Raw genomic sequence first — 20335 nt, 5'->3', positions numbered from 1 at the left:
CGGTCAACCCCGATCTGTGGTGTTGTTGACGACGTCCCATTCCTCAAGCTCCATCACCGGACGGAGCCTGGCCTCGACGCCCGCGCCGCCGAAGTAGCGCCGCAGGTCGCCGCCGGTCAGCACGTTGCCCAGGGCGGCCATCACCATGCCCTGGTCCAGCGCGAGGTAGTGCTTGGACACGACTCCCGAGCGGACGGCGACGGCGTCGTAGAAGCCGCCCCTGCCGTAGGAGTCGAAGTTCTTCTTCAGCGCGGCCAGGTTGTCCAGCGCTTCGGCTCCCGCGTACGGCAGCGCGAGGAAGCTGGCGTGCGGAGTGACGACGCCGTCGCCGTAGGAGGCGGGCTCGGGCTGGGCGGGGCGGCAGCCGGCGTAGCCGGGATCGGTTCCGGTGCGCTCCGCGTCGGAGGTGTAGCCCGCGGCGTCCATGCCGAGCGGGTCGACGCCGTACTCCCGGTAGCCGCCGTGCGGGTCGTTGGACGGCGAGAAGCCCCAGTACCCGTACTTCGCCTCGGCCAGGCCGTGCTCGATCTGCGCGCGCACGAAGACCGGGTGGTTGCGGCCCCAGCTCTTGGGCGCCCACGCCGCTTCTGGCACGACCAGGTCGGGCATGAGCTCCTCGAACATCGAGCCGCCCCAGTTGGGGACGTAGCGCATGCCGCGGTAGCCGTAGGTGCCCTGCCAGACGTTGACGCCCAGGTACCGCTTCCACGAGCCGACCGGCTTCTGCTCCTGCCATGCCCAGTCGCAGCCGTTGTCGGGGAAGGTGCGGTAGATGCCGAAGTAGTGCTCGCGCGGGAGCCGGCCCAGCGCGATGCCGACGTAGGTGGCGATGCGGGTCTCGGCGGGGGCGCCGTAGGTGTGGCAGGTGGAGTAGACCTTCACACCGGTTCCCGCGTAGTCGGTCTCGATCGAACAGCCGTCGGGCCTGTCCGGCCAGAAGCCGCCGCGCAGCAGGCCCGTCCCCGCGTCGGGGCGGGCGGCGGGATCGTAGTAGGCGGCGAAGTTCATGCTCCGCGCCAGCCGGTCGGCTCTGGCCGCGTGGGCGGGCATGGCGTCGCGCAGCATCATGAGCGCCGCGGCCAGCCAGGCGTTGTCGACGCTGGAGGCGAACGGCTTGACCTGGTCGCCGTTGTCCGGCCAGACGCGGACCAGTTCCAGGGTGGCCGGGTCGTACCAGTTGTAGTACTGCCCTGTGGGGGTGTCGCGCGTCATCTTCTCCAGTGCCGTGAGCACCCTGCCGACCCGCAGGCCGGCCTCGGAGCGGCCGATGAGGCGCAGGTCGCGAGCGACGAGTGTGCTCCAGACGTAGGTGGCGATGTTGGTGGGCGAGGTGACGCGGGCGCGGGTCCGCAGGTCGCCGGTGACCTTGTCGGAGGGGACGCCGGTGGCGGGGTCGACCATCGCCCGCATCGAACGCCACGTGTCGGCCGCGTAGCGGCGCATGGTGTTCAGATCGGCGGAGGAGAACCGGTCGCCGTGCCGCTCGGCCGTACCGGCGTGGGCCGCGGGGGTGGCGACCAGAGCGGTGGAGAGCACGCAGGAGAGGACCGCCTTGCGCATGGGGGCTCCTTGGTAGCTACTTGATGCCGGTGGTGGCGATGCCTTGGACGAAGAAGCGCTGCAGGAAGACGAACAGGAGCAGGATCGGCGCGATGACGACGACCGAGCCGGCGACCAGCAGGTTGTAGTGGGTTCCCTCGTGGCCGTTGAGGATGTTCAGCGCCACGGGCAGGGTGTACATCTCCTGCGACTGGGCCACCACCGCGGGCCACAGGAAGTTGTTCCAGGCGCCGAGGAAGGTGATGAGCCCGAGTGTGGCCAGCGGCGGCCCGCACAGCGGCAGGATCATCCTGAGGAAGATGCGGATCTCCTTCGCGCCGTCCACCCTGGCCGCGTCGATCAGCTCGTCGGGCAGGTCGGCGATGAACTGCCGCATCATGAACACGCCCAGCGGGGTGACCATCGTGGGCAGGATGATGCCGACGAAGGTGTTGACCATGCCCAGCTTCGCGATCAGCACGAACTGCGGGATCATCAGCACGATCCCGGGGATGGCGAGCTGCACCAGCACCAGGGCGAACACCACGTTCTTGCCGGGGAAGCGGAGCTTGGCCAGCGCGTAGCCGAGCATCGAGCAGAACAGCAGGTTGGTCGCGACCAGCACGAGCGCGACCAGCATGCTGTTGAAGAAGGCCCGGCCCATGTCCACCCTGTCGAACAGCTCGGCGTAGTTGCCGAGCGTGAACGTCTCCGGCCAGAACGCCGGCGGGTCGCGCCGGATCTCCGCCTCGGGCTTGACCGAGCTCAGCGCGGTCCACAGGAACGGCCCGATCACCAGGAGCAGGCCGGCGCCCAGACCCGTCAGGATCACCGCGTGCTGGCGTCCGGTGCGCTTCATCGTCTCCTCCCCAACCGCAGCTGGAGTACGGCGAGCGCCACGATGACGGTGAACAGCGCCGTCGAGGCCGCTCCCGCGTAGCCGTAGTTGCCGACGCCGAACTGCTTGAAGATCGCGAGCGACGCGGACAGCGTCGAGTCGAGAGGCCCGCCCTGCGTCATGATCAGCGGCTCCTCCATGAACTGCATGAAGCCGACCGAGCTGTAGACCGTGCAGAAGAGCAGCACGGGCCGCAGCGCGGGCACCGTCACCGACCGGAACTTCTCCCACCGGCCGGCGCCGTCCGTCTCCGCCGCCTCGTACAGCTCCTTGGGGATGGCCTGCAGCGCGGCCAGCAGAACGACCATGTTGAAGCCGAAGCTGCGCCATGCCGTCATCACGATGATCGACGGAAGCGCCGTGGACTCGTTCTCCAGCCATGCGGGGCCGTGCACACCGACCAGCTCCAGCAGCCGGTTGACCAGCCCCGCCTCCGGTTCGAGGAGGAACTTCCACGCGACGGCCACCCCGATGATGCTGGTGATGTTGGGCAGGTAGTAGCCGAGCCTGAAGAACACGGCGGGCAGCCGTCCGATGCCGGAGTTGAGCGCCACCGCCGCGGCCAGGCCCAGTCCGATGGTCAGTGGCAGCGCGGTGACCACGAAGACCACCGTGTTGACCGCGGCCTTGCGCATCGCCTCGTCGCCGGCCAGCCGCAGGTAGTTGTCCACGCCGACGAGGTCGACGCCGAGAGGGTCGGTCACGTCCGTGCTGCGCATGTCGGTGAAGCTCATGCCCACGCCGACCAGGAGCGGCCCGAGGTAGAAGACGGCGAACAGCACGACGAACGGCAGCGCGAAGATCCAGCCGACGCCTGCCTGGCGGAGGGGGCTCCTGATCCTGACGCGGGCGGGCGCCCCGGCCGCCTCCCGGTTCCCGCTGAGGACGGCCATCGCTTACAGGCCGGTGCCGATGGTGTCGGCCTGCGCCTGGATGGCCTTGGCCGTCTTCTCAGCGGTGGACCTGCCGAGGGCCAGCTTCTCCAGCTCGGTCTCCATCACCCTGGCGACCTGCTCCCACGTCGGGAACGGCGGCGGGGTCTTGGCGTCCTTGAGCTGCTCGCCGAAGACCGTGAGCTGCGGGTCGGCGGTCAGCGCCTCCTCCTGCCAGGCCGACCGCACGCTGGGCAGCGCCTTGACCTGGGTGTACCAGGTGGCCTGCACCTTGGGGTCGGTCAGCCACTGCAGGAACTTCCACGCCGCGTCGCGGTTCTCGGCCTTCTTGAACACCACCATGTCGGCGCCGCCGACGAAGCTGGTGCCCGTGACCGGGCCCTTGGGGTAGACCGCCACGTCGAACTTGTCCTTGAATCCCTCGCCGCCGTCGGTGCCGAGCACGCCCGCCATCCACGGCCCCGAGTAGAAGGCGCCGACCTCGCCCTTGATGAAGGTCTGCGGGAAGGCGCCGACGGGCAGGTCGTTGGGGGCGAGTTTCTGCTCGAACAGCGAGGCGTAGTGCTTGAGCGCGGTGACGGCCTCGGGGGTGTCGAAGGTGTAGGCGCCGTCCTTGACGATGTCGCCGCCCGCCTGCCAGATCAGCGGCAGGAGCTCCTGCCACGAGCCCGCGCGGTAGCCCTGGTTGAAGCCCTTGTCCGCCCCGCCCTTGTCCTTGATGGCCTTGACGAAGGCGGTGAACTCGGCCCAGGTGGCCGGCGCCTTCACGCCCGCCTTCTCGGCCACGTCCTTGCGGTAGTACAGGACGCGGGTCTCGACGTACCAGGGCACGCCGTACGCGGTCCCGTTGACGTTCACGGTCTGCCACGCGCCGGGGAAGAACGCCGCCTGGTCGAAGAGGTTGGCGGGGGTCGGGTCGAGGGCTCCGGTCTTGGACAGCTCCCCCGCCCAGGTCGAGCCGATCATGGTGACGTCCGGCGTGGCGCCACCGGCGATCGCCGAAGTGATCTTGTCGTGCGCCACGTCCCAGCCCATGGGCGTGACGGTGACCTTCATCCCGGGGTTGGCCCGCTCGAAGTCGTCGGCGAAGGCGTCGAGCGCCTTGCCCTCCTCGCCGATCGCCCAGACCGTCACCTCTCCGGCGATCTTGCCGGTGGTGACGTCCTTCGCCTGCTCCGGGGCCTTGTTCGCCTCACGGCCGCAGCCGGTCAGCACGAGCGCGACGGCGAGCAGACCGGCCGCGGAACGCCGGGGGTGGGTGTTCATGGGGATTCCTCCAGGGGGTGTACGCCGCAGCTGGATCGCACGACCAGCTCGGTGGAGAGAATGTGGTGGCTCGAGGCGGCCCGCCCGCCGGTGATCAGCTCGTCCAGCGTCCTGGCGGCCCTGGCGCCCAGCTCGCGCATGGGCTGGCGGATCGTGGTCAGCGCGGGGCGGGCGTGGCGGGCGGCCATGATGTCGTCCCAGCCGGTCACCGCCAGGTCATCGGGTACGGCCAGGCCCAGCTCCTCGGCGGCCAGCAGCGCGCCGAGCGCCACTTCGTCGTCCGAGCAGATGAGGACCCGGGGCCTGTGCCGGGATCGCAGCAGCTTCAGCGCGGCCGCGTAGCCGCTCTCGACGGTGTACTCGGTCGTCAGCACGGGCTCGATCGCGGAGCCCAGCACGGCCGAGACGCCGGCCCAGCGCTCGGAGACGTCGTCGCCGACCGCGTAGGGCGCGCCGAGGAAGGCGTAGGAGTCGTAGCCGTGACCGCGCAGGTGCCCGGCCAGCTGCCTCGCGGCGGCCGAGTTCTCGCTGCGCAGCGTGGCCGCGCCCGGGATGGGCTCGCGGGAGAGGAAGACGAGCGGCAGGTCGGCGGCGATCAGCTCGGTCACCAGGTCCTCGGGGACGGTCTGGCCGAAGACGACCATGCCGTCCACCCGGCCGGCCAGGTCCTTGACCAGGTCGCGGACCTGCCCTCGGCCTTTCGTCGACAGGATGAGGACCGAGCGGCCCAGCTCGGAGGCGACCTCCTCGTAGCCCAGCAGCACCTCGGTGTAGTACGGACCCGCGAGGTTGGGGAAGACGATGCCGTTGGCGGCGTGCCTGCCCTCGGCCAGGCTGACGCCCAGCCTGCTGGGGGTGAAGCTCAGCTCCTCGACCGCCTTCAGGACCTTCTGCCGGGTCTTGTCGGCCACCGGGCCGGTCCCGCGCAGCGTGCGCGACACGGTGGCGATCGAGACGCCCGCCCGCTGGGCGACCTCGTAGATGGTCACTTCCATCGACTGACTCCTCCTTCTGTAAGCGCTTACACTCCCATGGGTGTAAGCGCTTACAGAATTCGCAGTGTTACAGACGGATGGCCGCACGTAAAGAGCCGGGCACTTTCAGGAGCAGCGGCAAGTGATCTGCCACCGCACCGTTTCACCTGGTTGAGCTACTACGCGATGGGGATCGGCCGTCGGTCCGCGGGCACGATTCATCCCACCTGGGAGACGATCACGGGAACCGATCAACTGTCCCTCGATCCCTCAGGGCAGGGCCACTGGCGAACATCTCTCAAGTGGCAGCGTAGGCAGCCCGTGGGGCGTTCACCCGGCCTGGCTTGGGCCAGACATATGGTTATATCCGATCATGATCGCACGAGTGATGAGTGCCGCGATGGCTGTGGTGGCGGCGACGGCCCTCCCTGCCAAAGCTGAAGCCTCCGCCGTCTCGGTGATGACCTGGAACGTCTGCGCCAGTCACAACCCCGAGTGCTTCTTCTACGGCAAGAGCACCGAGGAAGTGGCCTGGAAGGTCGGCTGGTACGCGGTCAACCTGCCGATCAAGCCCGACGTGATCCTGCTGCAGGAGTTCTGTTCCGGCGGCACGGCGACGCTGGAGCAGTGGCTGGAGAAGAAGACCGGGCGGAGCTGGACCGCGCGCTCGTCGATCGTCATGTCGGCAGACGGCACGCCGAAGTCGTGCGTGGCCGATCAGAAGGGCCGCGCGCGAGGTTACCTCAGCGTCGCCGTCGCGGTCGCCGACAACGCGGCCACCTTCCAGGCCCACCCGCTGACCTCACCGTCGTGGTACCAGAAGCGCACCGCGCTCTGTGCGGCCATCCCGGCCAGCAAGGTCAATGTCTGCGGCACCCACCTCAGCGCCGGCCTGCCGTTCGACGACCGGCAGCCGGGCGCGCCCTTCCGGACCAAGCAGGTCAAGGAGCTGATGGCGGCTGCGGCCAAGCCGGGCTATCGCGCGATCTTCGGCGGCGACCTCAACGCCGTGCCGCCGGACAGCGGCCAGGGCAAGCCCGCCGAGCGAAAGGTCCTGCTGCCCGCCTACGCGGCCTACAGCGAGTGCGACCAGGGCGCCGGCCGCACCGGCAGGTGGACCGAGACGCATGTGCGTGATGACGGAGGCGTCACCGAGGTGAAGCTCGACTACCTCTTCGCGCCGAAGGGGAGCGTGACGCAGTGCATCGTCGAGCAGCAGGCCGCCTCCTCCGATCACAAGCCGCTGCTCGTCCGGGTGACCCTGTAGAGCTCGTTCCGCCTGCCGCCGGCTTTCTCCTGCCGGATTGGGCCGGTTCCGGCCGGTGACTCGGCCCGCCGCTGGGCGTCCCGGATCAGCCCGATCCTGGCCACCGACTCCGCCGGCACGTCCACTGGCAATCCGGTGACCCGCCTGTTGTTCACCACGATCGAACGCCTGGCCGTCCTCGCCACACGTAGATCAACGAGCACTCGTGCCGCAGGCCACGGCTGATCCCGCACGAAGCGAGTGGGGCCGACAGGCGAATTGACGGCGCGTGGACGATCGCCTGTGGCAGCGATCTGGTCGAGGGCGCGGGCGCGCCCTGGTACTAATTGATCATCACGGGGAGAGAGAGAAGAGGCCATGCGGATCGAGCGCCGACCGCTGCGTGAGCAGATCAAGGGCGAGTTACTGAGGCGGCTGGAGCGGGGCGAGTTCGATCCCGAGGAGTCGCTGAACGAGGGGCAGATCGCGGCCTCGATGGGCGTCAGCCGCACACCGCTGCGCGAGGCCCTCATCGCGCTGGAGATCGAGGGGGTGATCCGCAGCGAGCAGGGCAGGGGGTTCAGGTTCGCGCCGTTGAGCCCGAAGGAGTTCAGCGAGCTCGCGCAGGTGTTGTCGGGGCTGGAGGCGCTGGCGCTGCGGCTGTCCGACCCCGCAGACCTGGGCAGGATCGCGCCCGCGCTGCTGGAGAAGGCGCGTGACTTCCCCACGCTTGGCGCCGAGGACGGCGTCACCGAGCGGTATGACGACGAATGGCATGATCTGTTGCTCGGCTGCTGCCCCAATGAGCGGCTGATCGAGCTGATCGCCAGTCTGAAGCTGGGCATGCGCAGGTACGCGCGGCTCGTCGTGAGCGACGTCGACGTGCTCGAGCGCATGGCGGAGGAGCACGAGCGGATCGCCGAGCACCTTCTGCGCGGCGACGTGGCGGGGGCGGTCGCATCGCTGTGCGCCAACTGGGACAGCGGGGCGGAGCGTGTCCTCGAACGCCTTCCGTACGTGACCCTGCGCGATGGCGGCCGCTACGGTCCGCGCACCTGAGGGTGCCTCGCGTCAGTGGTGACCAAGCTCGACGTGCGTAACCGGGTGGACGCCATCCGCATCGCCACGGAGGCCGGCCGGCTCTGAGCACGGGATCTCGGCGGTCAGGGTGAACCGGTCTTCGTCCCGCTCCACGGCGAGGCGCCCGCCCGCCTCCTCCAGGCGCCGGGTGAGGTTGGCGAGGCCGGTGCCCTCCCGCAGGGGAGAAGCGGTCGCGCCGTCGTTGGAGACGATCAGGCGTACGGCGTCGCGCACGGCACGGCATCGCGCCGGGCAGGTACCGCCGCCAAGCCCTCGACGGTCACGCCCAGGCGCCGTCGGCCGCGGCCGCTTTCACGTAGTCGCCGAAGGCGCGCGGCTCACTGCCGAGCACCCGCTGGACACCGTCGCTGACGTAGTCGGAAGGAACCACGACCGATCGCCTGCAGCAGCTGCCCCAGGATGTCCGCCAGATAGGCGGGGACGCCGCGCACCGTCAGAGACGCGGCGAACACGGCCGGGTCGACGTGCCGGCCACCACGATCGCCTCCGTGGCCCGCCGGGTCGGATACCGGGACCCGTTCACCTTCAGCGCCGCCTTCAAGCGCGTCCGCGGCACCGCCCCCAGCACCCTGCGCCGCGGTCCTGCCGCGTGATCACGATCACCGCGCCACCACGGTGAGGTCCGCGGCGAAGTCGCGGTCCAGGGGGAACACCGGCCGCAGCAGCCGCTCGTACGGCAGCCGCCGCAGGTCCTGGTCGACGCCGCCCGGCGTCAGCGCCAGCAACCAGTCGCCCGCCGCGTCGAACAGCTCGGGTTCGAGATAGCCGATCTTGACGGCCACGAGGTCCACCGTGCCCACCTCGACCCCCAGGCGGGTGTAGGAGGCCAGTTCGCGGTACTGCATCCGCCGTGAGGTGACGAACACGCTGAGCCCGCCCACTCGCACGCTCACGCACCGCCCGCCGTCGGGGTCGTCGGCGACGGCCTCCAGGACGCCTTCGAGCGGGAGCGGACCCGGCTCGCGTGAGTCGATGCGGCCCCCGACCCGCACGCTGACCGGTGAGCCGAGCGGCTGGCCCGCGACCCGCGCGACGGCCTCGGGGTCGACCAGCGAGGCGTACACCGCCCGGACCGAGCCGTCGGCGATCTCCGGGCGAGCCAGCATCCGCTCGAGCGCGAAGGTGACGTCGTCGGCGCCGCCCGCGCCCGGGTTGTCGCCGGAGTCGCTGACGAAGAACGGGCGCCGGGCGGGGTCCTTGATCGCCACCAGGGCCTCGTCGAGGCATTCGTCCATGGAGCCGGTCGGCGCGACGAAGGAGAAGTCGTCGCGCGCGGCCCAGAAGTGCTCGCCGAGCTCGCGCGCCGCCTCGGCCGTGACGGCCGCGTCGGTGCCCGTGGCGACGACGGCGCCGCGGCAGCGGGGCTCGTCGGCCCAGGCGAAACCGATCCAGACGGCGGCGTCGATGACTCCCTGCCTGGCCTCGATCTCGGGGATGCGGGCGTACAGCCCCTTGGCCGGGTCGAGCCGGGTGCTGGTCATCTCGCCGGGCAGGAGGATCGGCACGTGGACGAGGGCCTTGTGCGGGCGCCGCCCGCGGCGGAGCGCGTCGACGAGGTTGCGCGCCGCGCGCTCGCGGGTCTCCCAGACATCGACGTGGGGCGCGGTGCGATAGCAGGTGAGCAGGTCGCATCCGTCGAACAGGGCGTGCGAGACGTTGCCGTGCAGGTCCATGGCCGCGGAGATGAACGGTTCGGGACCGACGACCGACCTGATGGCGGTGACGAGTTCGCCCTCGGCGTCGTCGCGCCCGACGACGCTCATCGCGCCGTGGATGTCGAGCAGGATCCCGTCGAGGGGGCCCGCCGCGGCCAGCCCTTCGAGGATCTCGGCGTGCCACGCGTCGTAGGTGGCCTGGGTGACCGCGCCGCCTGGAAGGGCTCGTGCGTGCACGAGAGGCACCCACTCGATGTCGGCGGCCCACGGCTCGGCGGGCGAGAGCCAGCCGTACCGGGCCAGAAGACCGTCGCCGCGGGTGACCTCGAAGTCGTCGGCGGTGCTGAGGTGCGGGGAGAACGTGCTGGACTCGATGTGCACGCCGCCGATGGCGACGCGGAGGGGACGGGACACGGGCGGGGCTCCTCAGGAGGGTCGGACGTCGGCCGACGCGCGCACCAGATGCCCGAGGCCGACCAGGGCCGCATCCGGGCCCGCGATGCTGGCCTCGATGGACAGGGACTGGGTCATGGACGGCAGGCAGCGCTCGTAGAGCATGCTCCTGGCCGCGGCGACGTAGACGTCGAGGCTGGACAGCGCCCCGCCGATGACGACGGCGTCGGGGTTGAGGAAGTTGACCAGGCCGGACAGGGCGACCCCGAGCAGTCCGCCGGCGTGGCGCACGGTCGTCACGACGGACGGCTCCGCGTTGACGGTCGCGGCGATGACGTCACGGGTCGTCTTCACCGGCAGGCCCCGCTCCTCCAGCTGATGGGCCAGGGCGGCGCCGCTGGCGACGGTCTCCAGGCAGCCGCGGCTGCCACAGGAGCACTCGCGCTCGCCGCTGTCGGCCACGCGGACGTGGGTGACGTCGCCGCTGAGCCCGCGGCCCCCGCGGTAGATCTGGCCACCGCTGACCAGGCAGCCGCCGATGCCGGTGCCGGCCTTGACGTAGATCATGTCTCCGGTGTCCCTGCCGCGGGTGACGTGCTCGCCGACCGCGGCGGCCTTGGCGTCGTTGTCGACGACCACGGGCACGTCGAAGCGTTCCCTGAGGTCGGACTGGGCGTCGAAGCCGCTCCAGCCGGGCATCCGGGCCGGGCCGATCAGCCGTCCGTGCGGGAACTCGACGGGGCCGGGCAGCGCCATGCCGATCCCGAGCATCGCCTGCCCTGGCGCGGTCGCCGCCCTGGCCCGCCCGAACGCCCGCTCGACCACGTCGAAGACCTCCGCGGGACCCGCGGCGATGTCGATGGCCACTTCCTCGGTCCCGAGCAGCCGACCGTCGGGTGAGCACAGGCCGATGCGGGCGTGCTGGGCGCCCAGCTCGGAGACGGCCAAGACGCCCCCCACGTCGCGCAGGCGCAGGATGCGCGGCCGTCGCCCTCCGGTGGACCTGCCCACGCCCTCCTCCAGGATGGCGCCCTCCTCCAACAGGCGTCGCACCACGCTGGAGACGGTCGAGGGCGCGACCTGCAGGGTCTCGACGAGGTCGGCGCGGGACGTGGCCTCGCCACTCGCCAGCAGGCTCAGTGCCTGCTCACGCAGGTTGGCGGGACTCGAGGGGTCCGACATGCAGCTCCTCCCTACGGCCGGTCTCCCGGCCCAGCCGTCGCACAGAGCCCCATCATGGACCACGCGCCACTTAGACTCTAACCCGAAAGAAGTCAGCGAAACAAAGTGCATTATTTCCGTTGACTTCGTACATAGCCGTCTATACATTCTCCGCATTGAGCGCACCTAGGCCCCCGAAAGCGCAGGGCACGTGCACGTCAATCGAGGAGATCCCATGGGGAGCAGATTCCACAGGCGCGGACTCCGCGGCGCCGCCGCCTTAGTGGGCGTGATGGCCATCGGGCTGGGCCTGGCCGCGTGCAGCGGCTCCGGCGGCAGTTCGCCGAAAGGCGCCCAGAGCGGGGGCCAGGGCAAGGACAGCGTGACCGTCGCCCTCAGGACCCCGAACTGGATCCTGCCCATCTCGGCGCCCGGCTTCACCCAGGGCGAGAACGCCATCTTCGGCGCCGCGCAGTACCGCCACCTGTACGAGTACCGGCTGGACGGCTCGGCGAAGTACAACATCGACCCCGAGCGCTCGATGGCCGAGCCGCCCGAGGTGAGCGACGGCGGCAAGACCCTGACGATCACGCTGAAGGACAACACGTGGTCGGACGGCAAGCCCGTGACCACCCGCGACGTGCAGTTCTGGTACAACCTCGTCACCGCGAACAAGGACAAGTGGGCGTCCTACCGGGCCGGGGGCTTCCCGGACAACATCGCCGACTTCGCCGTCAAGGACGAGAAGACCTTCTCGCTCACGACGAAGAAGGTGTACAACACCGCGTGGTTCGTCGGGAACCAGCTCAACCGCATCGTGCCCCTCCCCCAGCACGTCTGGGACAAGGACTCGGCCACGGCGAAGGCAGGCGACCTCGACACCACCGCCGACGGCGCCAAGAAGGTCTTCGACTTCCTCACCGCCGCGTCGAAGGATCCCAAGACCTACGCGACCAACGAGCTGTGGCAGGTCAACAGCGGCCCGTGGAAGCTGGAGAAGTACGTGCCGAACGGCGAGGTCGTCCTCGCCGCGCGCGAGAACTACTCCGGCGCCGACAAGCCGAAGCTGGCCAAGGTGGTGCTGAGGCCGTTCACCGGCGACGACGCGGAGTTCAACGTGCTGCGCGCCGGCGACATCGACTACGGCTACCTGCCGCCCGCCAACCTGTCCCAGCAGAAGTACCTCGAGTCCAAGGGCTACAAGGTCTCGCCCTGGTACGGCTGGTCCATCACCTACCTGCAGCTGAACTACAACAACCCCAAGTCGGGGCCCCTGTTCAAGCAGCTGTACCTGCGTCAGGCGATGCAGATGCTCATCGACCAGCCGACGATCAGCAAGGTCATCTGGTCCGGCATGGCCTCGCCGACGTGCGGTCCCGTCCCCCTCAAGCCGGGCACCAACGGGTCGAGCGAAGGCTGCGTCTACTCCTTCGACCCCGCCAAGGCCAAGCAGTTGCTGGAGAGCCACGGCTGGAAGGTGACCCCTGACGGGCAGACGACCTGCCAGAAGCCCGGCGCCGGGCCTGACCAGTGCGGCGACGGCATCGCCTCGGGCACGCCGCTGGCCTTCACCGTCACCAGCCAGACCGGCTTCGCCGCGACGACGAAGATGTTCGCCGAGATCAAGTCGCAGATGGCCAAGGTCGGTGTCGAGCTGACCATCAAGGAGGTGCCCGACTCGGTCGCGGTCACCCCGGTCTGCAAGCCGTCGGAGGCGAGCTGCTCGTGGGACATGTCCTTCTTCGGCTCGCAGGGCAGCTGGTACTACCCGGCCTTCGCCAGCGGCGAGCGGCTCTTCGCCACCGACGCGCCGGTCAACCTGGGCAGCTACAGCGACCCTGAGGCCGACAAGCTCATCGAGGCGACGCAGTTCTCCGCCGACGAGGCCACGCTCAAGGCCTACAACGACCACCTGGCCAAGGACCTGCCGGTGCTGTGGATGCCGAATCCCGTGTACCAGATCTCGGCGTTCAGGTCGGATCTGCAGGGCGTCGACCCGCAGGACCCGATGAACGGCATGTTCTTCCAGGACTGGTCCTGGAAGAGCTGAGACACGGACCGTCCCTGACTCCGGTGGCGCCTGAGCGGGCCATCGGAGTCCCCGGAACAAGGAGGGGCCTCCGTGGCCCGGTATCTGATCACGCGCCTGGGCCAGGCCCTGGTCATCGTCGTGCTCGTCACGATGATCACGTTTGTCATCCTGCACCTCCTGCCGGGAGGCGTGGCGCGGGCCACCCTGGGCAAGGAGGCGACGCTGGAGCAACTGGCGGCGTTCAACCGCGACATGGGCTATGACCGGCCCTGGGCACAGCAGTACGTCATGTACGTCGAGCGCCTGCTTCGCGGTGACCTCGGCTACTCCTTCCAGCTCAACCAGTCGGTCACCGAGGCCATCGGCCAGCGGCTGCCCAAGACCATGGTGCTGTCGCTGCTGTCGACCCTGCTCGCCGTCGTCGTGGCCATCCCGCTCGGCGTCGTCCAGGCGGTGCGCCGCAACCGATGGCCCGACTACGCCATCACCGCGCTGTCGCTGCTGGCCTACGCCACCCCGATCTTCTTCATGGGCCTCATGATGATCATTCTTTTCTCGCAGGTCTGGCCGGTGCTGCCGCCGGAGGCTCCCCAGGGATTCACTCTCGGCGAGGTGCTCGCCGACCCCGCGGGGCTCGTCCTGCCCACCGTCACGCTCGCCATCGTGACCATCGCGGTGTACTCGCGCTACGTCCGATCCTCGATGGTCGACAACCTCAACGAGAACTACGTGCGCACCGCCCGAAGCAAGGGGCTGTCGGAGGGACGGGTGGTCGGCCTGCACACCCTGCGCAACGGGCTGTTCCCCGTCATCACGCTGCTCGGGATGTATCTGCCCGCGCTGTTCAGCGGCGCCCTGGTCGTGGAGTCGCTGTTCAACTTCCCCGGCATGGGCCAGCTGTTCTGGCAGGCGGCGCTGAAGCGCGACTTCCCGATCCTGTTCGGCGTCACCCTGATCGTCGCGGTCGCGACCGTGCTCGGCGCGCTGCTCGCCGATCTGCTCTACGCCGCCGTCGACCCCAGGGTACGGCTCAGGGCGGGCCGAGCATGACCACCTCGACGCAGACGACCGGCGCGCAGGGCGCCCCCCTCGACGACGAGGCCCCGGTCCGCGGCCTGTGGCGCCAAGGGGTGGAGGTGTTCGGCGAGAACCGCCTGGCCCTGGTGGGGCTGGCCCTGTTCGTGTTGCTGGGCGCGGTCTGCTTCCTCGGGCCGCTCTTCTACCACACCGACCAGGTGCACACCGATCTCGCCGCGGTCCATCTGCCTCCCGGTACGGCCGGCCACCCGCTGGGGACCGACGGCGTCGGCTACGACCAGCTGGGACGCCTCATGCTCGGCGGTCAGACGTCCATCGTCGTCGGCCTGGCGGCGGGCATCCTCGCGACCTTCATGGGCACCGTGTGGGGGGCCATCGCCGGATTCGCCGGCGGATGGGTGGACGCGGCCATGATGCGCGTCGTCGACGCGATGATGTCGATCCCGTCGCTGTTCCTCTTCATGCTCATGGCGACCATCGTCACGCCGAGCGTGCCGATGCTCATCCTCATCATCGGGGCCTTCGCGTGGCTGGGTCCCGCCAGGCTCGTGCGCGGCGAGGCCCTGAGCCTGCGCTCGCGCGAGTACGTCCAGGCGATGCGGTCCATGGGCGGCACCGGCGGCCGCGCCGTACGCCGGCACATCATCCCGAACGCCATCGGGACCGTGATCGTCAACGCGACCTTCCAGGTCGCCGACGCCATCCTCTACGTCGCCTATCTGTCATTCCTCGGCCTCGGCGTCCCGCCTCCCGCCGCGAACTGGGGCGGGATGCTCTCCGACGGTCTCGCCGACACCTACAGCGGCCACTGGTGGCTGCTGTACCCGCCGGGATTCGCCATCATCCTCATCGTCCTCGCCTTCAACTTCATGGGCGACGGGCTGAGGGACGTCTTCGAGGTCCGCCTCCGGCGGCGCTAGCAGGAGCACGAACATGAGCGCACCGATCGACCCGACCGAGCCCCTGCTGCGACTGCGTCATGTCAGCACCGACATCGCGCTGCGCAGGGGCGTCGTCCACGCCCTCGACGACGTCAACCTGGAGGTACGGCAAGGCGAGACCCTCGGCATCGTGGGAGAGTCGGGCAGCGGCAAGACGATGACCGCGCTGTCGGTCATGGGCCTGCTCCCTCCGGGCGGCGACGTCGTCGGAGGGGAGATCCTCTTCGAGGGCCGCGACCTGCGGTCCCTGCCGCCCGCGGAGGTGCGCAGGATTCGCGGGGTCCGTATGGGCATGGTGTTCCAGGACCCGCTCACCTCGCTCAACCCCACGATGCGCATCGGAGCCCAGGTCGCCGAGCCGCTGCGCGTCCACGAGGGGGTCGGCAAGGCGGAGGCGCGGGAGCGGGCCGTCGAGATCCTGCGCAGGGTCGGGATGCCGCGCCCCGACAAGATCGTCGACGCCTACCCCCACCAGCTCTCGGGGGGCATGCGCCAGCGGGTCGTCATCGCCATGGCGCTCGTCTGCTCCCCCCGCCTGCTCATCGCCGACGAGCCGACGACGGCGCTCGACGTGACCACGCAGCGCCAGATCCTCGAGCTGATCGACGACCTGCGCGAAGAGTTCAAGATGGCGGTGGTCCTGGTCACCCACGACCTGGGCGTGATCGCCAGCCGTGCCGACAGGGTCGCGGTCATGTACGCGGGCCGGGTGGTGGAGTCGGCGACGACCGCGGAGCTGTTCCGGTCGCCGCGGCACCGCTACACCGAGGCTCTCATGGAGGCGCTTCCCGGTTCCGCCTCGCGCGAGAACGACTCGCGCGGGCGGCTCTACAGCATTCCCGGTCTGCCGCCCGACCTGTCCAGGCCCATGACCGGGTGCAGGTTCGCGCCCCGCTGCCGGTTCGCCTCGGAGGCGTGCCGTACCACCGATGTGACGCTGTCGGTCGGCGAGCATCAGCACGCGTGCCTGCACCCGGTCGAGCGGACCCTCGCTCCCGCGCCCCGGCCCGCGCTCGCCGCGCCGGCCGCGGAGCCGTCCGAACCGGCGGCGGAGGCGATCCTGTCGATCCGCGGGCTGGTCAAGGACTACGAGGCCACGGGCGGTGGGCTGCGAAGGGCGTCGGGCAGGGTGAGCGCCGTGGCCGGGGTGTCGTTCGACGTCCGCCCCGGCGAGACGTTCGGGCTCGTGGGCGAGTCGGGGTGCGGCAAGTCCACGGTGGGCCGGCTGGTCGTCGGGCTGGAGGAGCCGACGGGCGGGCAGATCGTCGTCGACGGCGCCGACATCGCCACGCTGGACCGGCGCGCGCGCCGCCGGATGCACCGGCAGGTCCAGCTGATGTTCCAGGACAGCTACGCGGCGATGAACCCCCGGATGCGGATCGACGCCATCCTCGCCGAGCCGCTGGAGATCCAGCGGGTGGACGACCCGGCCGCGCGCCGCTCCCGCATCGCGACGCTGCTGGACCAGGTCGGCCTGTCGCGACGGGTTCTCGAGCGTTACCCGCACGAGTTCTCCGGCGGCCAGCTGCAGCGCATCGGTCTTGCCCGGTCGCTGGCGCTGCGGCCGCGGCTGATCGTCGGCGACGAGCCGGTGAGCGCGCTCGACGTGTCGATCCAGGCGCAGGTGCTCAACCTCATGCGCGACCTGCAGCGCGAGCTGGGACTGGCGTACGTGTTCATCAGCCACGACCTGTCGGTCGTCGACTACATGTCGGACCGGATCGGCGTCATGTACCTGGGCAAGCTCGTCGAGGTCGGTCCCGCCCACGACGTCGTCAGGGCCGCCAGGCACCCCTACACTCAGGCGCTGATCGACGCGGTCCCCTCCGCCGACCCCGGCGTGAGGCCGCGCGAGAGCATCGCCATCCGTGGCGAGCTGCCCAGCGCGGTGAACCCGCCCACGGGGTGCCGCTTCAGGACGCGGTGTCCCCTGGCCGAGGAGATCTGCGAGAGCGAGCCGCCGCTGGTGGGCGGCGCGCACCAGGTGGCCTGTCACTTCCCCCTCCGCGGCTGAGCGAACAGCGGATCGTTGATCGATTCGCTGTCTAGGATGTCGGCCATGCGAGCGATGTGGCGGATCCTGCTGGTGGCGGCCGCGGTCGGCGGGCTCGTCTGCGCGACGATCGCGCTCCAGAACCCGTGGGTGACCTTCACCGTCCAGAGCAACATCGTGCTCACGCTCTACTACCTGTGGCGGCTGCTCGGCCGGGAGACGTCGGCCACGGTCAAGGGCGCGGTGACGCTCTACCTCGTGATCACCGGGACGGTGGCGTTCCTCGCGCTGCCGCTGCCCGACCTCGGCGGTGGAGCCAGGCACTGGGGCAATCTCCTGCTGCACTGCGTCACGCCCGTGATGGCGATCGTCGACTGGGTGGCCTTCGACCGGAGTCTGAGGCCGGGGTGGTCCGATCCGTTGAAGTGGCTGGCCTTCCCGCTCGCCTACGCGGTGCTGGTGCTGGTGGCGGCGCCCGCGCTGCCCCGCCGCATGGCTCGAAGGTATCTGCATGACGACGTCCTGGTCTGGACGGACTACGCGCTCGCGGCGCTCGCCTTCGTCGCGCTCTTCGTGGCGGCGGGCTATGCGCTGATCGGCCTCCACCGGCTGGCCACCCGCCCCCTGGCCAACTGATCATAAATCCGACTTTTGTGGTAAACCTCCGTAATCACATATGTTGCGGAGGTTTACATGCGTCCCTTGACCATCGCCTGTCTCACCTTGGTCGCTGCCACGTTGACCGCCGGGGTGGCGAGCGCCGATCCCGAGGGCGAGGGCCCGGTCGGGCATCAGGTCCCCAGCTCGTTCGCCGCGACCGAGGACTACTGGACACCGGAGCGGATGGCGGCGGCCGAGCCGATCGAGGAGCCGGCCCCCGAGTCGCGGCCCACGCCCAGGCAGGCCGCCGCGCAGGGTGAGCAGGTGGACATCGCGCCCACGCCCGGACCGTCGGACCGCCGGTGGATCGCCCCGCTGCCCAACAACGTCACCCAGCAGAAGACGTGGAACCGCGGCGGCGCGATCGCCAGGACCGCGGGCAAGGTCTTCGGCATCGGCGGCAACGGCAGGGACTTCGTGGCCTCGGGCAACGTGGTGACCAGCAAGGACGGTGACGTCGTCGTCACGGTGGCGCACGCGCTCATCAACGACGACAAGCAGTGGAGCAAGAACCTGGTGTTCGTGCCCGCCTACAAGGACGGCAAGGCGCCATACGGGAAGTTCGCGGCCAGGACCATGTTCATCTGGTCCGGCTACACCGACGTCCAGGGCAACGACTCCACCCTCGACTTCGGCATGCTGGTCGTGAAGCCCGTCGGCGGCAAGCAGATCCAGAAGGTCGTGGGCGGCCAGGGGATCAGGTTCAACGCCACGCCCAACGGCGCCAGGAACGTGCTGCTCGGCTACCCGAGCAACGGCAACGCCGGCAAGACGCTGCAGTACTGCACGGGCCCGAGCGTGAACCCGGCCTACGGCATGACGTACGCCATCATCTGCGACATGGGCGGCGGCTCCAGCGGCGGACCCTGGTTCCAGAGCTTCAACTCGCTGACCGGCAGCGGCTACCAGATCTCCGCGCACGCACTGCGCAACTCCACCACCAGCTACGGCGCCTTCTTCGGCGACCAGGCCCTCAAGACCTTCCGCGCCGCCGAGGCCGCCTGATCCTCTGCGCGCGGCGCGGGGCGCGCTGCCCTGCCGTACCGTGTGACCGCACGCCGCGCGCTCGGTGTGAGCCCTATCACGGAGTTTGTCCCGAAATTTCGGCCAATGTTCCACTAGGTACATTTTTCACCGTCATGTTGTCCAGCACGGAGCGGGACCGGCCCCCCGGACTGCCTTAGCGTCGGTAGCCCCCAGCCGAGGAGGCGACACCGGTGAACTGGCACATTCATGACTACCGCGAGGACGATCTGGCCGCCGTGGTCCATTTGATCGACACCACGGCCGGTCTCGGCCAGGAGTCGGTGTTCTCGCTCGCCGAGTGCATCGGGGCCCTGACCTCGCGCCAACCGGCCGTCGTGGCCGTCCACCGGGGCGTGCCCATCGGGGCGGCGCTCTCCCACGTGGCAGGCGAGCGGGCCTGGGTGATGCGGATCGCGATCGCCTCCGCGTGGCGCGGGCGCGGGCTGGCCAGCGCGCTGCTCAGGGAGCTGGAGCGGCGGCTGATCGACGCGCGGGCACGGCGTATCGCCTACGTGCTGCCCGAGGAGGAGCTGATCGGCGAGGGACTGGTCAACGCCGGCTACGCCAGGCGGCCCGCGGTGGCCTACTTCGAGAAGACCGAGCCTGGCGTCGGCCTCGGCGCCAACCTCCTGGCGGAGCTCGGCGGCCGTCTCCTGCCCGGCGATCTGTGGGACAAGGTGGCGGGGATGGAGGTGGAGAAGGACCTGATCGAGAGGCGCATCGTGCTGCCGCTGGCCGAGCCGGAGCGTGCCGCAAGGCATGGCGTACAGCCGCCGCGGGCCATCGCCCTGTTCGGCCCGCCCGGCACCGGCAAGACCACCTTCGCCCGCGCGATCGCCTCCAGGCTCGGCTGGCCGTTCGTCGAGCTGCTGCCCTCCCGCCTGGCCGGCGACGGCAACCTGGCGGAGGCGCTGCGCACCGCGTTCGCGCGGATCGCCGAGCTCGAGCGGGTGCTGGTCTTCATCGACGAGGTCGAGGAGATCGCCGCGGTACGCGCCGAACGCCCGGAGGCGGGCAGCCACGGCATCACCAACGAGCTGCTCAAGCTGATCCCCGGCTTCCGGGAGCGGGACGAGCGGCTGCTGGTCTGCGCGACCAACTCCATCCGCTCGCTGGACCCCGCGTTCCTGCGGCCCGGCCGGTTCGACTATCTGGTGCCGATCGGCACCCCCGACGCGGCGGCTCGCTCGGCGATCTGGTCGCGGTACTCCGGCGGCCGGCCCGACGTGGATCTGGACACGCTGGTCGCCGCGAGCGAGCTGTTCACGCCCGCCGACATCGAGCACGCCGCCAGGTCCGCGGCGCAGACCGCGTTCGAACGCGACCTCGTCAACGCCGGCCGGTCCGTGGAGACCCCGGCGGGCGCCGACACGGCCGACTACCTGGCCGCGATCGGCCAGTGCAGGCCGACCGTCACCGCCGCGATGATCGACGAGTTCACCGCCGACATCACCTCGCACGCCCGCCTCTGAGCCGCAGTGGCCGTGCTCCCCGCACCCGCCGGGAGCACGTGCTTGGG

General features: G+C 70.0%; 18 protein-coding genes. 10 read left to right on the top strand and 8 right to left on the bottom strand.

What is annotated here, in order from left to right; all coding sequences use genetic code 11:
* Positions 1–3: 3 nt before the first annotated feature.
* From AB0B45_RS36240 to AB0B45_RS36220, 5 genes are read right to left on the bottom strand one after another with little or no spacing between them, the layout of a single operon-like run.
* The gene (locus tag AB0B45_RS36240) at positions 4–1560 is read right to left on the bottom strand and encodes a glucoamylase family protein (RefSeq protein WP_358140114.1); all 1557 of its coding nucleotides are present in this window, start codon (positions 1558–1560) and stop codon (positions 4–6) included.
* Positions 1561–1576: 16 nt separating this feature from the next.
* The gene (locus AB0B45_RS36235; protein ID WP_358140111.1) at positions 1577–2398 is read right to left on the bottom strand and encodes a carbohydrate ABC transporter permease; all 822 of its coding nucleotides are present in this window, start codon (positions 2396–2398) and stop codon (positions 1577–1579) included.
* Complete coding sequence (locus AB0B45_RS36230) at positions 2395–3330, bottom strand: sugar ABC transporter permease (protein WP_358140108.1); 936 nt, start codon at positions 3328–3330, stop codon at positions 2395–2397. The genes AB0B45_RS36235 and AB0B45_RS36230 overlap by 4 nt, the downstream gene beginning before the upstream one ends.
* Before the next feature lie 3 nt (positions 3331–3333).
* Positions 3334–4596, bottom strand: coding sequence for an extracellular solute-binding protein (locus tag AB0B45_RS36225; RefSeq protein WP_358140107.1), 1263 nt, complete (start codon positions 4594–4596; stop codon positions 3334–3336).
* On the bottom strand, positions 4593–5591 hold the full coding sequence (locus tag AB0B45_RS36220; protein ID WP_358140104.1) for a LacI family DNA-binding transcriptional regulator: 999 nt from the start codon (positions 5589–5591) through the stop codon (positions 4593–4595). The genes AB0B45_RS36225 and AB0B45_RS36220 overlap by 4 nt, the downstream gene beginning before the upstream one ends.
* A 352-nt stretch (positions 5592–5943) precedes the next feature.
* Here AB0B45_RS36220 and AB0B45_RS36215 point away from each other — a divergent pair, with 352 nt between their 5' ends.
* Positions 5944–6837 (top strand): endonuclease/exonuclease/phosphatase family protein, encoded by an 894-nt coding sequence (locus AB0B45_RS36215; RefSeq protein ID WP_358140101.1) that lies wholly within the window; start codon positions 5944–5946, stop codon positions 6835–6837.
* Positions 6838–7194: 357 nt separating this feature from the next.
* Positions 7195–7875, top strand: a complete 681-nt coding sequence (locus AB0B45_RS36210) for a GntR family transcriptional regulator (protein WP_358140098.1) — start codon at positions 7195–7197, stop codon at positions 7873–7875.
* A gap of 12 nt (positions 7876–7887) precedes the next feature.
* On the opposite strand, the gene AB0B45_RS36205 is transcribed toward AB0B45_RS36210, so the two are convergent.
* The gene (locus AB0B45_RS36205) at positions 7888–8130 is read right to left on the bottom strand and encodes a hypothetical protein (RefSeq protein WP_358140096.1); all 243 of its coding nucleotides are present in this window, start codon (positions 8128–8130) and stop codon (positions 7888–7890) included.
* Positions 8131–8297: 167 nt separating this feature from the next.
* On the opposite strand from AB0B45_RS36205, the gene AB0B45_RS36200 reads away from it, so the two are divergent.
* Positions 8298–8510, top strand: coding sequence for an AraC family transcriptional regulator (locus AB0B45_RS36200; protein WP_358140197.1), 213 nt, complete (start codon positions 8298–8300; stop codon positions 8508–8510).
* Between the two features lie 6 nt (positions 8511–8516).
* Here the strand turns inward: AB0B45_RS36200 and AB0B45_RS36195 are convergent, their stop codons facing one another.
* On the bottom strand, positions 8517–9986 hold the full coding sequence (locus tag AB0B45_RS36195) for a M81 family metallopeptidase (RefSeq protein ID WP_358140093.1): 1470 nt from the start codon (positions 9984–9986) through the stop codon (positions 8517–8519).
* A 12-nt stretch (positions 9987–9998) separates the two neighbouring features.
* Positions 9999–11147 (bottom strand): ROK family transcriptional regulator, encoded by a 1149-nt coding sequence (locus tag AB0B45_RS36190; RefSeq protein ID WP_358140090.1) that lies wholly within the window; start codon positions 11145–11147, stop codon positions 9999–10001.
* 214 nt (positions 11148–11361) lie between these two features.
* Between AB0B45_RS36190 and AB0B45_RS36185 the strand changes: the two genes are divergently transcribed.
* The 7 genes from AB0B45_RS36185 (at position 11362) to AB0B45_RS36155 (ending at position 20288) form a co-directional block, all read left to right on the top strand.
* A complete protein-coding gene (locus AB0B45_RS36185; RefSeq protein WP_358140088.1) occupies positions 11362–13176 on the top strand; it encodes a peptide ABC transporter substrate-binding protein in 1815 nt (604 codons plus the stop codon).
* A 72-nt stretch (positions 13177–13248) separates the two neighbouring features.
* Complete coding sequence (locus tag AB0B45_RS36180) at positions 13249–14208, top strand: ABC transporter permease (protein WP_358140085.1); 960 nt, start codon at positions 13249–13251, stop codon at positions 14206–14208.
* Positions 14205–15116, top strand: coding sequence for an ABC transporter permease (locus AB0B45_RS36175; protein WP_358140082.1), 912 nt, complete (start codon positions 14205–14207; stop codon positions 15114–15116). The genes AB0B45_RS36180 and AB0B45_RS36175 overlap by 4 nt, the downstream gene beginning before the upstream one ends.
* Positions 15117–15129: 13 nt before the next feature.
* A complete protein-coding gene (locus tag AB0B45_RS36170) occupies positions 15130–17151 on the top strand; it encodes an ABC transporter ATP-binding protein (RefSeq protein WP_358140079.1) in 2022 nt (673 codons plus the stop codon).
* A 45-nt stretch (positions 17152–17196) separates the two neighbouring features.
* Positions 17197–17766, top strand: a complete 570-nt coding sequence (locus AB0B45_RS36165; RefSeq protein WP_358140076.1) for a Pr6Pr family membrane protein — start codon at positions 17197–17199, stop codon at positions 17764–17766.
* Positions 17767–17823: 57 nt separating this feature from the next.
* Positions 17824–18795 (top strand): hypothetical protein, encoded by a 972-nt coding sequence (locus AB0B45_RS36160; protein WP_358140073.1) that lies wholly within the window; start codon positions 17824–17826, stop codon positions 18793–18795.
* Positions 18796–19007: 212 nt separating this feature from the next.
* Complete coding sequence (locus AB0B45_RS36155) at positions 19008–20288, top strand: bifunctional GNAT family N-acetyltransferase/ATP-binding protein (RefSeq protein ID WP_358140070.1); 1281 nt, start codon at positions 19008–19010, stop codon at positions 20286–20288.
* The last annotated feature ends 47 nt before the right edge of the window (positions 20289–20335 follow it).

Source organism: Nonomuraea sp. NPDC049152, from assembly GCF_040648355.1.
GTDB lineage: Bacteria > Actinomycetota > Actinomycetes > Streptosporangiales > Streptosporangiaceae > Nonomuraea.
Note: the sequence above shows the minus strand (reverse complement) of the source record. Positions and strands in the feature narration are given on the sequence as shown.

Excerpts from the sequence above, each read along its gene's own strand:
- AB0B45_RS36170 (WP_358140079.1), top strand. The coding sequence starts at position 15,130 with ATGAGCGCACCGATCGACCCGACCGAGCCCCTGCTGCGACTGCGTCAT.
- AB0B45_RS36230 (WP_358140108.1), bottom strand. The coding sequence starts at position 3,330 with ATGGCCGTCCTCAGCGGGAACCGGGAGGCGGCCGGGGCGCCCGCCCGC.
- AB0B45_RS36215 (WP_358140101.1), top strand. The coding sequence starts at position 5,944 with ATGATCGCACGAGTGATGAGTGCCGCGATGGCTGTGGTGGCGGCGACG.
- AB0B45_RS36240 (WP_358140114.1), bottom strand. The coding sequence starts at position 1,560 with ATGCGCAAGGCGGTCCTCTCCTGCGTGCTCTCCACCGCTCTGGTCGCC.
- AB0B45_RS36185 (WP_358140088.1), top strand. The coding sequence starts at position 11,362 with ATGGGGAGCAGATTCCACAGGCGCGGACTCCGCGGCGCCGCCGCCTTA.
- AB0B45_RS36225 (WP_358140107.1), bottom strand. The coding sequence starts at position 4,596 with ATGAACACCCACCCCCGGCGTTCCGCGGCCGGTCTGCTCGCCGTCGCG.
- AB0B45_RS36210 (WP_358140098.1), top strand. The coding sequence starts at position 7,195 with ATGCGGATCGAGCGCCGACCGCTGCGTGAGCAGATCAAGGGCGAGTTA.
- AB0B45_RS36190 (WP_358140090.1), bottom strand. The coding sequence starts at position 11,147 with ATGTCGGACCCCTCGAGTCCCGCCAACCTGCGTGAGCAGGCACTGAGC.
- AB0B45_RS36165 (WP_358140076.1), top strand. The coding sequence starts at position 17,197 with ATGCGAGCGATGTGGCGGATCCTGCTGGTGGCGGCCGCGGTCGGCGGG.
- AB0B45_RS36175 (WP_358140082.1), top strand. The coding sequence starts at position 14,205 with ATGACCACCTCGACGCAGACGACCGGCGCGCAGGGCGCCCCCCTCGAC.
- AB0B45_RS36160 (WP_358140073.1), top strand. The coding sequence starts at position 17,824 with ATGCGTCCCTTGACCATCGCCTGTCTCACCTTGGTCGCTGCCACGTTG.
- AB0B45_RS36235 (WP_358140111.1), bottom strand. The coding sequence starts at position 2,398 with ATGAAGCGCACCGGACGCCAGCACGCGGTGATCCTGACGGGTCTGGGC.
- AB0B45_RS36220 (WP_358140104.1), bottom strand. The coding sequence starts at position 5,591 with ATGGAAGTGACCATCTACGAGGTCGCCCAGCGGGCGGGCGTCTCGATC.